The organism is Caldinitratiruptor microaerophilus, from assembly GCF_025999835.1.
In the GTDB taxonomy this organism is placed as follows: domain Bacteria; phylum Bacillota; class Sulfobacillia; order Symbiobacteriales; family ZC4RG38; genus Caldinitratiruptor; species Caldinitratiruptor microaerophilus.
On the sequence record NZ_AP025628.1, the window covers coordinates 2,717,456 to 2,731,576 of the forward strand.

The following is a 14,121-nucleotide window of genomic DNA, read 5'->3' on the forward strand; positions in this document are numbered from 1 at the left end:
GTCAACGCTTGCGTTTAGGAACGCTGGCTGGGCCTGCTCCGGACGAAAGTCGCCGCCGGGGGCACGCTGGCCCCGACGGCGACCCTTCCCGTACGGAGCGATCCGGACCGCTCAGGCTCCGCGCTTCATCACGATGGTGAGCGCGATGGACGTGACCACGAACAGGATCGCAAAGGCCGTGCTCACCTTCGCGAGGAGGTCGTCGAGCCCCCGCTTCTTGCCGAACAGCTGCTCGGCGCCGCCGGTGATCGCACCGGAGAGGCCCGCGCTGCGACCGGACTGCAGCAACACGGTCGCAATCAGACCGATGGCAAAGATCACGTGGAAGACGGTGATCGCAGCCAGCAACGTGGACAAACTCCTCTCGGCCGGACCGGCAGATCCCAGCCCGGATGGCCCGGATGATCGCGTGCTCAAGCAGCGGCCATTGTAGCACAGGCCCAGGCTTGCCACAACAGCGCCCCGGGGCCTCCCCTCTGACGCTCCAAACTCCCCCGCTCGCCGCCGATTTTCCCCCGTTCCGGCGGCGGTGCAGGACCCACGCCCGGAGATGAATAATTCGTCCTACCATCCAGGTCCGTACGGCTTCGGCATAAACAATGAAATCGGCGCGAGCAGGGGGGAGAGGGTCATGTTGCGGAACGTTGCCGAACTGCGGTCGGAGGGCGCAGCAGAGCAGGTACCGTCCAGCAGCGGGGAACCGGGCCCGGAGGGAGCGGCTCTTGCCACCCTGGTGCGGTCGGTCGAGAACGCCCTGGCCCAGCTCGCACAGCTGGATGGGCAGGGGCCGGCGCTGCAGGGCCCGGAACTCGAGCGGATCTCCCGGATCTTGCAGGACTTCCGGGCGCAGCTGCGGGCCTCCCTGGTCGGGCTCGAGGGGGTGATCTCCCGTGCGGCGGTGGGCGCTGCCCGGAGTTCGGTCCGCATCCGGACGGTCGCCGGCCACATGGAGGAGGTCCACCGCAGCGTGGAGACCCTCGCCGAGTCGACCCGGCAGGTGCAGGGCGGCGCCGATCAGGTCGCCCGGGCGGCCACGGAGGCGGCAGGCCTGGCGGCGCAGGTCGAGCGGATGACGGGTGAGGGGCGCCAGATCACGGCCGAGGCCCTGGCGGCCATCCGGCGCCTGCGCGACCAGAGCCAGGCCATGGCGGAACGGCTGGGCCAGCTCGTGGAACGCATGCGCGAGATCACCCAGGTGAGCGGGGTGATCGAAAGCATCGCCGCCCAGACCAAGCTCCTAGCGCTCAACGCCGCCATCGAGGCGGCTCGGGCCGGCGTCCACGGACGCGGGTTCGCCGTGGTCGCCGACGAGGTGCGCAAGCTGGCCGAGGGCACGGCAAAGCGGGCGCGGGAGATCGGCGGGCTGGTGCAGGCCATCCGGACCGAGCTGGAGCCCTCTCAGCAGCTCATCCGGGAGGCGGTGGAGCAGGCCCGCGAGGGGGCCGGCCGGGCGGAGGCAGCCGGGGCGGCACTGGAGGCCATCGACCGTCTGGCACGGGAGACCGCGGGGCACATGCAGGACATCGCGTCGGCGGTCGAAGAGCAGAACGCGGCGACGGAAAGCGTGTTCGAGGCCTTGCGGGACACCGTCGGGCGCATCCGGTCCGTGAAGGAGGAGACGGAGAACGTGAGCCGGGAGACGTTCACGCTCTCGGCCCTGACCGAGGAGGCTTACGGCTACCTCGGGCCCTTCCGCACCGGAACGATCTTCCACCGGGCGCTGGCGCTGGCCCGGGAGCTCGACCGGCGCTGCCGGGCGGTCTTCGAGGAGGCGATCGACCAGGGGCGGATCTCCCTGGAGTCCGTCCTCGAACTGCGCTACACGGAGATCAAGGGGGCGGCCGTCCGCCGGCTGGCCCGCCTCTTCGACGTCAGCCGGGTGCCGCCCCAGGGCTTCACCCCGCCGAAGTACAGCACCGCGTACGACGCCGTGGTCGACGAGGCGCTGCAGCGCCACATGGACGAGATCCTCGGCCGGGAGCCGAAGCTCATCTTCGCCCTGGTGATCGACCTCAACACGTACGCCCCGATCCACAACTCCATCTACTGCAAGGACTGGACCGGCGTGCCCGAGAAGGACCTCGTGGGCAACCGCATCAAGCGCTTCTTCCACGACCAGGGCGTGCTGGTGCGGGGGGCGCGGGTGGGTCTCGGGCCGGCGGCGCTGCGCCTCCCCAACGTGGCGTCGCGCGAGGACTTCCTCCGGGCCGGGTGCGACCTGCGCGAGCCCCCGGGCGGGTCCCAGGACTTCCTCGTGCAGACCTACGCGCGCGACACCGGCGCCGTCACGGCGGCCCTCACCATCCCGTTCTTCGTGAAAGGCCACCGCTACGGCGCCGTACTGCTCGGCTGGACGGACGACGGCAGCCGCTGACGAGGGTGACCCCGGTGCGCTACCGCCGCCGCAGCACCTCCCGGCCGGCGAAGCGGGCGGAGCCGGCCAGCTCCTCCTCGATGCGGAGGAGCTGGTTGTACTTGGCCACCCGGTCGGTCCGGGACGGGGCGCCGGTCTTGATCTGACCCGTGCCGGTGGCGACGGCGAGGTCGGCGATGGTCGTGTCCTCCGTCTCCCCCGAGCGGTGCGAGACGATCGCCGTGTACCCCGCGCCCTGGGCCGTCTCGATGGCCGCCAGGGTTTCCGTGAGCGTCCCGATCTGGTTCACCTTGATCAGGATCGAGTTCGCCACCTGGCGCTCGATCCCGGTGCGCAGGCGCTCCACGTTGGTGACGAAGAGGTCGTCGCCCACGAGCTGGATCTTCCCGCCCAGGCGGTCGGTGAGGAGGCGCCAGCCCTCCCAGTCGTCCTCCGCCATGCCGTCCTCGATCGACACGATGGGGTACTGCCGCACCCAGTCCTCCCAGAAGGCGACCATCGCCTCGGGCGAGAGGCTCCGGTTCTCGCCCCGGAGGTGGTAGCGGCCGTCCCTGTACAGCTCGGTGGCGGCGGGGTCGAGGCAGAGGAAGACGTCCTCCCCGGGCCTCAGGCCGGCCTTCTGGATCGCCTCCAGGATGACCTCCACGGCCTCGGCGTTGGCCTTGAGGTCGGGGGCGAAGCCGCCCTCGTCGCCCACCGCCGTGCTCAGGCCCCGCTCCGACAGGACCTTCTTGAGCGTGTGGAAGACCTCGGCCCCCCAGCGCAGCGCCTCCCGGAACGACGGCGCGCCGGCCGGGAAGATCATGAACTCCTGGATGTCGACGTTGTTGTCCGCGTGCTTTCCGCCGTTGAGGATGTTCATCATCGGCACGGGCAGGGTTCGGGCCGCGACGCCGCCGAGGTAGCGGTAGAGCGGCAGGTCGACCGCGGCCGCCGCCGCCTTCGCCACGGCCAGCGAGACGCCGAGGATCGCGTTCGCACCCAGGCGGCCCTTGTTCGGGGTGCCGTCCAGCTCGATCAGGGTCTGGTCGATCGCCGCCTGATCCAGGGCATCCATCCCGACCAGCTCACCGGCGATGACCTCGTTCACGTTCTGGACCGCCTTCAGCACGCCCTTGCCGAGGTAGCGACCCCTGTCCCCGTCACGGAGCTCGATCGCCTCGTGGGCGCCGGTCGACGCTCCCGACGGGACCGCGGCCCTGCCCCTGGCGCCGCTCGAGAGGGTCACCTCGACCTCGACGGTGGGGTTGCCCCGGGAGTCGAGGATCTCCCGGGCGTGGACGGTCAGGATGGTGCTCACCGGCGACCTTCCTCCTTCTTCTCGATCAGCGAGTCCGCCTCCATCTGCGGCGGCTTCGGCAGCCCGATGACCTCGAGGAGCGTCGGCGCCGCGTTCGCCAGCACGCCGCCGTCGCGCAGGCGGACGTCCTTCCGGGTGTCGTCGACCAGGATGCACGGCACCGGGTGCAGCGTGTGGTTCGTGTGCGGCTGGCCGGTAGCGTAGTCCACCATCTGGTCGGCGTTGCCGTGATCGGCCAGGACCAGGGCGGCGCCGCCCTTCGCCCGGATGGCCTCCACCACCTGGCCGAGGCACTCGTCGACGGCCTCGCAGGCCCGGATCGCCGCCTCCAGGACCCCGGTGTGGCCCACCATGTCCGGGTTGGCGAAGTTGAGGACCATGAAGTCCAGGCGGTCCTCCTCGATCCAGCGGACGGCCTCGGCGGCCACCTCGTAGGCGGACATCTCGGGCTTGAGGTCGTAGGTCGCCACCTTCGGCGAGGGCACGAGCACCCGCTCCTCACCCGGGAAGACCCGCTCCTCGCCGCCGTTGAAGAAGTAGGTCACGTGGGCGTACTTCTCCGTCTCGGCGATGCGCAGCTGGCGCAGCCCGGCCCTGGACACGACCTCGCCTATGGGCATGTCGATGAACTGCGGCCCGAACGCCACCGGCAGGGGGAAGTCCTGTTCGTACTGGGTCATGGTCACGAGCGGCACGGGGCGGAAATCCGCCGGGCGCGGAAAGCCGTCGAAGTGCTCCTCGAACAGGGCCCGGGTCAGCTGCCGGGCCCGGTCCGGCCGGAAGTTGAAGAAGATGGCGGCGTCGCCGGGGCGGATCGGGCCCCGGGGGCGCCCCTCGCCGTCGACGACGACGGTGGGCTTCACGAACTCGTCGGTCTCGCCCCGCTCGTACGCCTGCTCGACGGCGGCCCTGGCGGAGCGGGCCGTGAGACCCTGGCCGGAGTAGATCGCCTCGAAGGCCTGCCGGGTTCGCTCCCAGCGGCGGTCGCGGTCCATCGCGTAGTACCGGCCGGCGACGCTCGCGATGTCCCCCGCGCCGGCCTCCTCCAGCTTGCGTTCGAGGGCCTGGATGAAGCCCGGGGCGCTGGTGGGCGGCACGTCCCGCCCGTCGAGGAAGGCGTGGACGTGGATGCGGTCCAGTCCCGCCTGCCGCGCCATGTCGATGAGGGCGAAGAGATGATGGATGTGGCTGTGGACGCCGCCGTCGGAGACCAGGCCGAGGAGGTGCAGCGCCCCGCCGCTCCGCCGCAGCCGGCCGGCAACCTCCTGCCAGACGGGCAGGGTGAAGAAGCTGCCGTCGCGGATCGAGCGGTGGATGCGGACCAGCGTCTGGTACACGATCCGACCGGCGCCGAGGTTCAGGTGTCCCACGTTGGAGTCGCCCATCTGCCCGGGGACGAGCCCCACCGCCTCCCCGGAGGCTTCCAGCTTCGTGTGCGGGTACGTCTGCCAGTAACGGTCGAAGTTCGGGGTCCGGGCCATCGCCACCGCGTTGGCTTCCGGATTGGGATTCAGGCCCCAGCCGTCCAGAACGATCAGGGCCACCGGACGGCGCAGCTCTGCCAACCGGGTCACCTCCGACGGGCCTATTGTACGCCACGCTGCGGCGGTCTACCAGCCACGCCCGGAAGGCGGGGACGGGCCCCCTCCATCCGCAGGAGCTGCGCCTTGCGGGCGGGCCCGCCGTACGCGAAGCCCTGCAGGCGCCCGGCCGACGAGACAACCCGGTGGCAGGGGATGAGGAGCGGGAGGGGGTTGCGACCGAGCGCCGCCCCCACGGCCCGAGCCGCCCGGGGCCGCCCCAGGGCCCGGGCGATCGCCCCGTAGGTCTCGACCTGTCCCCGGGGGATGCGGCGGGTGTACTCGAGCACCTCCCGCTCGAAGGGGGTGAGCCCGCTCAGGTCCAGGTCCACCGCCACCTCCTGCCCCGCCAGCCAGCGCTCCACCAGGGAGTGCAGCTCTCCCCGGCGGCCGTCGTCCCGCAAGGCATCCCGGCCGGTGCGCGCCCGCACCCGGGCGAGGAACGCCTCCTCGGGCTCGTCCTCCAGTCCCAGGCAGGCGAGCCCGCGCTCGGTCCAGGCCGCCCGGACGGTGCCGAGCGACGTCTCACACGCGGTGTACGTGACGGCCGCTGTCACGAAAACCCCCCCTCCGGTACTCTCCGGGCGCCACGCCGAGAACGCGCTGGAAGGCGGAATAAAACGCGCTACTGCTCTCGAACCCGACCGCGCCGGCGACGTCCAGGACGGACAGGCGGCTGGCGCGCAAGAGTCCGGCCGCTCGCAGCACACGCCGGCGCACAATGTACTCGTGCACAGGGACGCCGGCCCATCGCCGGAACAGCCGGTGATTCAGGCCCGTCGCCCCCGGGCCGCCTCGGCGGCCGCGCGGACCAGGGCGGCGAAGCCCTGCGGGTCGAGGGAGGCGCCCCCGACCAGTGCCCCGTCGATGTCCGGGTCGCGGGCGAAGTCGGCGATGTTGTCCGCCTTGACGCTGCCGCCGTACTGGATGCGGAGGCCCCTGGCGGCCCGGTCGCCGAAGGCCGCGCGGATGCGGTCGCGGATGAGCCGGCACACCGCGCCGGCGTCGGCCGCGGTGGCCGCGCGCCCTGTGCCGATCGCCCAGACCGGCTCGTAGGCGATCACCAGCCGCTCGACCTGTGCCGCCTCCAGTCCGGTGAGGGCGGCCTCCACCTGCCGGGTGACGACCGCCTCGGTCCGGCCGGCCTCCCGCTCGGCCAGCTGCTCGCCCACGCACAGGATCGGGGTGAGGCCGTGGCGGAAGGCGGCGGCGACCTTCGCCCGGACGAGCTCGTCGGTCTCGCCGAAGAGCGTCCGCCGCTCGGAGTGGCCGACGATGACGTAGCGGACGCCGAGCTCGGTCAGCATCCCCGGGGCGATCTCGCCGGTGAAGGCGCCCCTGTCCTCGTGGTACAGGTCCTGCGCCCCGAGGGCCACCGCGCTGCCCGCGAGGAGAGGACCAACGGCCGCCAGGGCAGTGAAGGGCGGGCAGAGGGCGATGTCGGCCCCCTCCAGGCCCCGGACGGCCGGAAGGAACGCCTCGACGAACGACCGGGCCTCGGCCACGGTCTTGTGCATCTTCCAGTTGGCGGCGATGAGGGGCGTGCGCATGGGCGGGGCTCCTTCCTACCCGGCGGGCGGGGTCACGTCGGGCTTGGTCTCCAGGACCGCCACGCCGGGCAGCTCGCGCCCCTCCAGGAACTCCAGGGTGGCGCCGCCGCCCGTCGAGATGTGGGTGATGCGGTCGGCCACCCCGGCCGCGTGCACGGCGGCCACCGAGTCGCCGCCGCCGACGATGGTGAGCCCCGGCGAGCCGGCCACGGCTTCGGCTACGGCGAAGGTGCCGCGGCTGAACGGCTCGACCTCGAACACGCCCATGGGCCCGTTCCAGACGACGGTCATCGACTGCCGGATCGCGCCGGCGAAGCGGCGCGCCGTGTCCGGCCCGATGTCCACCGCCATCCAGCCATCGGGGATCTCTTCCTTCTTCACGATGCGGTGTTCGGCGTTCGGGTCCAGGGCCGTCGCCACCACCAGGTCCTCCGGCAGCCACAGGTCGACGCCCCGCTCCTTCGCCTTTTCGAGGAGCTTGCGGGCCTGGTCGACCTTGTCCTCCTCCACGAGCGACTTCCCCGTGCCGTGGCCGAGCGCCCGCAGGAACGTGTTGGCCATCCCGCCGCCGATCAGCAGCCGGTCGACCTTGCCGAGGAGGTTCTCGATCACCCCGATCTTGTCGGACACCTTGGCCCCGCCGAGGATGGCGAGGAACGGCCGGTCGGGGTTGGCGAGGGCCTTGCCCATGACGTCGACTTCCTTCTGCAGGAGGAAGCCCGCCACGGCGGGGAGGTACGCCGCCACGCCCGCGGTCGACGCGTGCGCCCGGTGAGCCGTCCCGAACGCGTCGTTCACGTAGAGGTCGGCCAGGTCGGCGAGTTCCCGGGCAAAGCCGGGGTCGTTCGCCTCCTCCCGGGGATCGAAGCGCAGGTTCTCCAGGAGCATGACGTCCCCGTTCCGGAGCCGGGCGCCCAGGGCGCGGGCCGAGGGCCCGGTCACGTCCTCGGCGATCCGCACCTCTCGCCCAATGAGCTGCCCCAGCCGCACCGCGCAGGGCTTCAGGCTGTAGCGCGGGTCCACCTTGCCCTTCGGGCGCCCGAGGTGGCTGCAGAGCACCACCCGGGCGCCCTGGTCCACGAGGTAGCGGATGGTCGGCAGGGCGGCCCGGATACGGGTGTCGTCGGTGATCTCGCCGTCGGGCGAGAGGGGCACGTTGAAGTCGACGCGGACGAGGACACGCCGCCCCGTCACGTCCACGTCGCGCACGGTCTTGAGCGGCACGCGCGATCCCCCTTGCTGACAGGCGGCGACCCGCGCGCTCCGGGACGCGGCCCGCCCGGAGGCACGACTCGCCACCCGCTGTCTCCCGGTCACAAACCCCGCGTGGCGATGTACGTCACCAGATCTGCCAGCCGGCTGGAATATCCCCACTCATTATCGTACCAGGCGACCACCTTCACAAGATCGTCGCCCTGGACCAGGGTCGACAGGCCATCCACGATCGAGGACCGCGGGTCGCCCTTGTAGTCGACCGACACCAGCGGCCGGTCGCTGAAGCCGAGGATGCCCCGGAGATCCCCTTCCGCGGCGGCGCGCAGCCGCTCGTTCACCCCGTCGGCGGTCACCTTGCGGCGCACCCGGCAGGTGAAGTCGACGATGCTGACCACCGGCACCGGTACCCGCAGGGCGAAGCCGTTGAGCTTCCCCTTGAGCTCGGGGATGACGAGGGCGACCGCCCGGGCGGCGCCCGTGGTCGTCGGGATGATCGACAGCGCCGCCGCCCGGCCTCGGCGCAGGTCCCGGTGCGGGTAGTCCAGGACGACCTGGTCGTTGGTGTAGGCGTGCACGGTATTCATGAGGCCGTGCTCGACCCCGAACTCCCGGTGCAGGACGTGCACGACCGGCGCCAGGCAGTTCGTCGTGCAGGAGGCGTTGGAGATCACGTGGTGGCGAGCAGGGTCGTAGCTGTGGTGGTTGACCCCCATGACCACCGTCACGTCCTCGTTCTTGGCGGGCGCCGAGATGATGACCTTCTTCGCGCCCCCGCCGTCCAGGTGCGCCCGGGCGAGCGTGGCGTCAGTGAAACGGCCGGTGGCCTCGACGACGACCTCCACCCCGAGCTCGCGCCACGGCAGCCGCCCCGGCTCCTTCTCGGCCAGCACGCGGATGGGGCGCCCCTGCACCCGCAGTTCGCCCTCGCCCGCCTCCACGGGCACGTGCCAGGTACCGTAGTTCGAGTCGTACTGGAGCAGGTGCGCGAGCGTCTGGGGGGTGGTCAGGTCGTTGATCGCCACCACCTCGATGTCCGGCCGGTCCCAGGCGATCCGGAAGAATCGCCGGCCGATGCTGCCGAAGCCGTTGATCCCCACGCGAACAGGCATGGCGCTTCCTCCTTCGCCGGCAGCGGGCGCGGCCGCCGCCCGGCACCGTCGCACCGTCATTGTGCCCGCGAGGGCCGAAAAAGCGGACGCGCCGCCGGCGCCCGGACGTTGACAGCGGATTCAGCGAAATCTATAGTGACAGGGGAAAGACCGCGAACTTTTCTATGGCTGGGCCGGCGGCCGGGCCGGGGAGGAAGGCAGGTCCCAGGGGACCAGGCAAGCCCTGTCGCCGCTCTTCCAGGCTCGGTCGGCGCCGGGGATTCGCAGTTATCCGACAAAAGTCCTACGTACCCCCTGGACCTTCGTCTGATTCGACGGGCACGTCCTCTATCGTAAGGTGAAAGGGCATAGACAGAATCGCGTGCAGCGGGTAGGGGGGACAAGGAGATGGACGTTCAGGAACTCGAGGCGTTCTGGTGGATCGCACAGACCGGCAGCTTCAACCGCGCCGCGGAGCGCCTCTACCTAACCCAGCCCTCGGTGACCGCCCGCATCCAGTCACTGGAAAAGGAGCTGGGACAGGTTCTCTTCGAGCGCAGGCCCCGCGGCGTCCGGCTGACCGACGCCGGCCGGGCGCTCCTGCCGCACGCCGAGCGGGTGCTGCAGGCCATCCGCAAAGCCCGGCAGGCCGTCTCCGACCTGGTCTCCGCCACCGGCGGAACCCTGGCGGTCGGATCGGCGCTGACCACCTCGACCTACATCCTCCCGGAGATCCTCGCCCGGTACAAGGCGGCCTACCCGGGAGTCGAGATCATGGTCCGGACCGGACGGTCCCAGCAGATCCAGCAGCTCGTCCTCGACGACACCGTCCAGCTCGGCCTGGTTCACGCGCCCGTGGCCCCGAATCCCGAACTGCTGACGGTCCCGCTTTACGCGGAGACGATCGTGACCGTGGCGCACCCCGACCATCCGCTGGCCGGACGCGGCGAGATCACGCTCGAGGAGCTGGCCGGCGAGCCCTTCCTCACGCCGGACCGCTCCTCAGGGTACTGGAGCGTGGTCGAGCAGTTCTGGGCCAGCGCCGGCCTCGTCCCGCACGTCACCATGGAGCTCGACTCCATCGAGGCGGCGAAGCGGATGGTCATGCACGACCTCGGGATCACCATGCTGCCGCGCTCGTGCGTCGAGCGGGAGATCAAGCTCGGCCAGCTGGCGGTCCTGCGGGTGCGCGACGCGGAGAAGCTCACCCGCGAGACGGTGCTCATCCACCGGCGCGGGAAGGTCTGGTCGGGACTCGTCCGTTCCTTCCTCGGCGTGCTGAAGGACATGTACGGGGTGGACATCGACCTGGGCGCCCCGGCCGCCTGACGTCCGGCCGCGCTCGGCGGCGGGGAAAGGCCCCGGCACGATGAGCGGTGCCGGGGCCTTGCGCTACTCACAACTCACGACTCATAACGGCGCCGCCGGGCCGAGGAGGGGATCCCTGCCTCCTCCCGGTACTTGGCCACCGTCCGCCGGGAGATGCGGACGCCCTGGCGCGCCAGGGCCCGGGCGATCTCCTGGTCGCTCATCGGCCGCAGGGGGTTCTCCGCCGCCACGAGGTCGGCGATGAGCCGCTTCACGCTCTCGGCCGAGATCCCTCCGTCGTGGCTCTCGACGCCGCTGGCGAAGAAGAACTTCAGCTCGAACAGGCCGTGCGGGGTCTGCACGTACTTGCCGGCGGTGGCCCGGGAGACCGTCGACTCGTGCACCCCGAGTTCTGCGGCGACCTGCCGCAGCGTGAGGGGCTGGAGGTGCCGGGGCCCACGCTCGAAGAAGGGGCGCTGGAGCCGTACGATCGCCTCCGTGACCCGCAGGAGGGTCATCCGGCGCTGTTCGATGCTCCGTAGCAGCCAGAGCGCGCTGTGAAGCTTGCGTTCGAGGAAGCTCCGCGTCTCGGGGTCGACGCCCGCCCCGGCGGCCAGCAGGCGCCGGTAGGACGGGCTCAGGACCAGCCGGGCCGATGGCGCCTCGTTGACCAGGACCACGAAGTCGGGGCCGACCCGCTCCACCACGACGTCCGGATAGATGTAGCGGGTGTCGCCCGGGCGGCCGAAGCGGCGCCCCGGCTTGGGGTCGAGGGCGCGCAGGGCGTCAGCGGCGCGCTGGACGGCGCCGGGGGTGACACCGAGGGCCTCGGCGATCCGGCCGATCCGGCCCGCCGCCAGGTCGTTCAGGTGAGCGCGGATCAGGAGCGGCACCAGCGGGTTGCCGTCGCCCACGACCTCCCACTGCAGCAGAAGACACTCCTCGAGGCTCCGGGCACCGACCCCGACCGGGTCGAGACCCTGCACCGTCCGCAGCGCCCGAAGAACCACCGGCAGCGGCTGTCCGCAGGCAGCGGCCGCCTCCTCGAGGTCCAGCGTGAGGTAGCCGTTCTCGTCCAGGCTGTCGATGAGAAAGCGCGCCGCCGCGCGCTCCGGCGCGGGCAGGTCGAGGAGCCGGAGCTGGTCGTGCAGGTGCTCGTAGAGCGTCGGCGCGGGGGCGGCGAACCCCGCAGGGCCGTCCCCCTCGTCCTCGGTCCCCTCCGGCAGCGCGACCTCGGGCTCCTGACCCAGGTAGTCCAGCCACTGCCGTACGAGGTCCGGACTTCCCGGTCCCGGCACCGGGTCGTCCCCGTCCTCCCGCACCTCCAGGACGGGGTTCTCGAGGAGCTGCTGCTGGACGTACTGCTCGAGCTCGGCCACCGGCAACTGCAGGATCGCGAGGGCCTGGCGGAGCTCGGGAGTCATCAGAAGCTTCTGCTGCTGCTGAAGTGCAAGCTCGTACCCGAGCCGCATGGCGGGCGGACACCCCCCGGCTCACCCGCTGTCGCGTACCAATTGTAAAGCGCATTCTCGGGCCAGTGAAGATTCGCCGCGGCGCGGGTGGTTTCCTCCGAGGCCTGCGCGCGGGCGCCCGCCCCGACCCCCACAAACGCCGCACGGCGGACGAACCCCCTCTGGCGGAAACCCGCGAAGGAGGCGAGCGCCGTGCGACTCCCGAGGCTCCTGACCCCCGTGCTGGCCCTCACGGTGGCGCTGGGCTCCATGGCCACCCCGGCCCTGGCCGCCCCCAAGGGCAAGGCGGTGGGGTACTGGAAACATGAGGGCCGCTTCTACATGCAGCAGTTCTTCGATCTTGGCGGCTACGACTGGGCCCTGCCGGGCATCGCCCGGATGGCAGCGTTCGGGCTGATGAAGGGCGTCGGGCAGGGGCAGTTCCAGCCGAACCGGCCCACCACCCGCCAGGAGGCCGTCGTGGTGGCCGTCCGCCTGATGGGCCGCGAGGACGAGGCGAAGGACGCAGGCCGGGTGACCGCCCGCGACCTGGCCGGGTACTTCACCGACGCGAACCGTATCGCCGACTGGGCGCTCCCCTACGTGCTGGAGGCGGTGAAGCAGGAGATCGTGCCGGTGGCGGAGGACGGCCTGCTGCGGCCCCACGAACCCGCCTCCCGCCTCTGGGTCAGCGTGCTCCTGGTGCGGGCCCTCGGCCTGGAGGACGAGGCGGAGCAGGCCGCGGACGCCCGCCTCACCTTCCGCGACGCGGCGGCGATCCCCGACCGGTACGTGGGCTATGTCGCGGTGGCGGTCCGCCGGGGGCTCGTCCTCGGTTACCCGGACGACACCTTCCGGCCCAACCAGCCGGTCACCCGGGCGGAGATGGCCCTGCTCCTCACCCGGACCGACGACCAGCTCGGCGACCTCGTCCCGGCGCGCCAGAACACGATCCGGGGGACCCTCAAGGCGGTGGACGCCGGTGACGGGGTCATCACCGTCGAGGCCCGAAGCGGCGAGCTGACGCTCGAGGTGGCGAGCAACGCGGCCATCTTCGTGGATGGGAAGCCCGCCGAGCTCGGCGACCTGGAGGCCGGGCTGGACGTCGTGATCGCCCTGAACCAGGACGCGGCGGTCCTCTACCTGGCCGCCCGCTCGGGCGTGACGAACCGGGACGAGGACACCCTGGAGGGGACAGTCACGGACCTGGAGCCGGCGACGAAGACCCGCCTGGCGTCGATCACGGTCGAGGACGCGCGCGGCCGTGACCACACCGTCCCGGTCGCCCCCGATGCGGAGATCGTGGACGCGGACCGCGAGGAGATCGACTTCGCCGACCTGCGGGAGGGCGACGAGGTCCGCGTCACGGTCCGGAGCGGCGTGGCGGTGAAGATCGAGGTCACGGAGCGGGCGGACGAAGCGACCGGGGTCTTCAAGGGCGTCATCCAGAACGTCGACGAGGCCACCTCCACCTCACCCGCCCGGATCGAGGTCAGGCTCCTGGACGCCGGTGGCGACCTGACCTCCCGGATCGAGACCTGGCCCGTCGCGCCGGACGCGACCATCCGGGACAGGAACGGGGACGACATCAAGTTCGACGACCTGGCGGAGGGCGACACGGTCCGCCTCGAGGTGCGCAACGGGATCGTGCTGGCGATCGAGGTCCTGGACGATCGCGACGCTGCGGATGGAGACGGCGAGGAGCGCGCCGACACCCGGGAGGTCCGGGGCGTGCTGGTCTCCATCGCCACGGCACAGGGTAGCGGCCTCTCGTCCGTGACGGTGGCCCTCATCGCCGGCGGCCGCGTGACGAACGACACCGAGACCTTCCTCGTGGCCCCCGGCGCCGGGATCCGGGACGAGGACGGCCGGCGGATCCGGCTCTCCGACCTGGACCTGGAGTCCACCGTCGAGCTCGAGGTGCGGCAGGGCGTCGCCGTCGAGATCCGGGTCCAGTAGGGTGGGACCGGGTCAGCCGCAACCCTGGGGCTCGGCCTCCGGAAGCCGCCGCGGAGGCGGCGTGCGGTACGGACTCTGCCGCTCCTCCGGCGGCACGGCGACCTCCGGCTCCTGCTCCCACTCACCCGGTACCTGAGGCAGCACCCGCCGCTCGGGCGGGCCGGTGAACTCGGGCGCCGGACCGGGGAAGCCGTCGGGTCCTCGGACCACGGCGATCACTCCTCACATGGGCCTGCCCCTAGTATCCGCGGGCTTCGCTCCCGTAGCCGCGCCGCGCGGCAGGACCCCACCGGACG

Annotated in this window: 13 protein-coding genes; 3 read left to right on the plus strand and 10 right to left on the minus strand. The window is 71.6% G+C overall.

What is annotated here, in order from left to right; translation table 11 throughout:
* Window positions 1-111: 111 nt before the first annotated feature.
* Window positions 112-348 (minus strand): preprotein translocase subunit SecG, encoded by a 237-nt coding sequence (gene secG / locus caldi_RS13200; protein ID WP_264842212.1) that lies wholly within the window; start codon window positions 346-348, stop codon window positions 112-114.
* Between the two features lie 283 nt (window positions 349-631).
* On the opposite strand from secG, the gene caldi_RS13205 reads away from it, so the two are divergent.
* Window positions 632-2,374: a methyl-accepting chemotaxis protein gene (locus caldi_RS13205; protein WP_264842213.1), complete on the plus strand. Its 1,743-nt coding sequence runs from the start codon at window positions 632-634 to the stop codon at window positions 2,372-2,374.
* Window positions 2,375-2,393: 19 nt separating this feature from the next.
* Here caldi_RS13205 and eno read toward each other — a convergent pair whose 3' ends face one another.
* The 7 genes from eno to gap all read right to left on the minus strand — a co-directional run bounded on the left by eno (window position 2,394) and on the right by gap (window position 9,128).
* Window positions 2,394-3,674, minus strand: a complete 1,281-nt coding sequence (eno, locus tag caldi_RS13210) for a phosphopyruvate hydratase (RefSeq protein ID WP_264842214.1) — start codon at window positions 3,672-3,674, stop codon at window positions 2,394-2,396.
* The gene (gene gpmI, locus caldi_RS13215) at window positions 3,671-5,239 is read right to left on the minus strand and encodes a 2,3-bisphosphoglycerate-independent phosphoglycerate mutase (RefSeq protein ID WP_319951761.1); all 1,569 of its coding nucleotides are present in this window, start codon (window positions 5,237-5,239) and stop codon (window positions 3,671-3,673) included. The genes eno and gpmI overlap by 4 nt, the downstream gene beginning before the upstream one ends.
* A gap of 20 nt (window positions 5,240-5,259) precedes the next feature.
* Complete coding sequence (locus caldi_RS13220) at window positions 5,260-5,811, minus strand: methylated-DNA--[protein]-cysteine S-methyltransferase (protein ID WP_264842215.1); 552 nt, start codon at window positions 5,809-5,811, stop codon at window positions 5,260-5,262.
* Window positions 5,780-6,028, minus strand: a complete 249-nt coding sequence (locus tag caldi_RS17815; protein ID WP_406568130.1) for a helix-turn-helix transcriptional regulator — start codon at window positions 6,026-6,028, stop codon at window positions 5,780-5,782. The genes caldi_RS13220 and caldi_RS17815 overlap by 32 nt, the downstream gene beginning before the upstream one ends.
* The gene (tpiA, locus tag caldi_RS13225; protein WP_264842216.1) at window positions 6,025-6,804 is read right to left on the minus strand and encodes a triose-phosphate isomerase; all 780 of its coding nucleotides are present in this window, start codon (window positions 6,802-6,804) and stop codon (window positions 6,025-6,027) included. The genes caldi_RS17815 and tpiA overlap by 4 nt, the downstream gene beginning before the upstream one ends.
* A 15-nt stretch (window positions 6,805-6,819) precedes the next feature.
* On the minus strand, window positions 6,820-8,028 hold the full coding sequence (locus tag caldi_RS13230; protein ID WP_264842218.1) for a phosphoglycerate kinase: 1,209 nt from the start codon (window positions 8,026-8,028) through the stop codon (window positions 6,820-6,822).
* Between the two features lie 89 nt (window positions 8,029-8,117).
* Window positions 8,118-9,128, minus strand: coding sequence for a type I glyceraldehyde-3-phosphate dehydrogenase (gap, locus tag caldi_RS13235; protein WP_264842219.1), 1,011 nt, complete (start codon window positions 9,126-9,128; stop codon window positions 8,118-8,120).
* Window positions 9,129-9,515: 387 nt separating this feature from the next.
* On the opposite strand from gap, the gene caldi_RS13240 reads away from it, so the two are divergent.
* Window positions 9,516-10,436, plus strand: coding sequence for a LysR family transcriptional regulator (locus caldi_RS13240; protein ID WP_264842220.1), 921 nt, complete (start codon window positions 9,516-9,518; stop codon window positions 10,434-10,436).
* A gap of 74 nt (window positions 10,437-10,510) precedes the next feature.
* Here the strand turns inward: caldi_RS13240 and rpoN are convergent, their stop codons facing one another.
* On the minus strand, window positions 10,511-11,887 hold the full coding sequence (rpoN, locus tag caldi_RS13245) for an RNA polymerase factor sigma-54 (protein ID WP_264842221.1): 1,377 nt from the start codon (window positions 11,885-11,887) through the stop codon (window positions 10,511-10,513).
* A 192-nt stretch (window positions 11,888-12,079) separates the two neighbouring features.
* Here rpoN and caldi_RS13250 point away from each other — a divergent pair, with 192 nt between their 5' ends.
* Window positions 12,080-13,825: an S-layer homology domain-containing protein gene (locus caldi_RS13250; RefSeq protein WP_264842222.1), complete on the plus strand. Its 1,746-nt coding sequence runs from the start codon at window positions 12,080-12,082 to the stop codon at window positions 13,823-13,825.
* Window positions 13,826-13,837: 12 nt separating this feature from the next.
* Here caldi_RS13250 and caldi_RS13255 read toward each other — a convergent pair whose 3' ends face one another.
* A complete protein-coding gene (locus caldi_RS13255) occupies window positions 13,838-14,035 on the minus strand; it encodes a hypothetical protein (RefSeq protein WP_264842223.1) in 198 nt (65 codons plus the stop codon).
* Window positions 14,036-14,121 lie beyond the last annotated feature (86 nt).

Excerpts from the sequence above, each read along its gene's own strand:
- tpiA (WP_264842216.1), bottom strand. The coding sequence starts at position 6,804 with ATGCGCACGCCCCTCATCGCCGCCAACTGGAAGATGCACAAGACCGTG.
- rpoN (WP_264842221.1), bottom strand. The coding sequence starts at position 11,887 with ATGCGGCTCGGGTACGAGCTTGCACTTCAGCAGCAGCAGAAGCTTCTG.
- gap (WP_264842219.1), bottom strand. The coding sequence starts at position 9,128 with ATGCCTGTTCGCGTGGGGATCAACGGCTTCGGCAGCATCGGCCGGCGA.
- caldi_RS13240 (WP_264842220.1), top strand. The coding sequence starts at position 9,516 with ATGGACGTTCAGGAACTCGAGGCGTTCTGGTGGATCGCACAGACCGGC.
- caldi_RS13205 (WP_264842213.1), top strand. The coding sequence starts at position 632 with ATGTTGCGGAACGTTGCCGAACTGCGGTCGGAGGGCGCAGCAGAGCAG.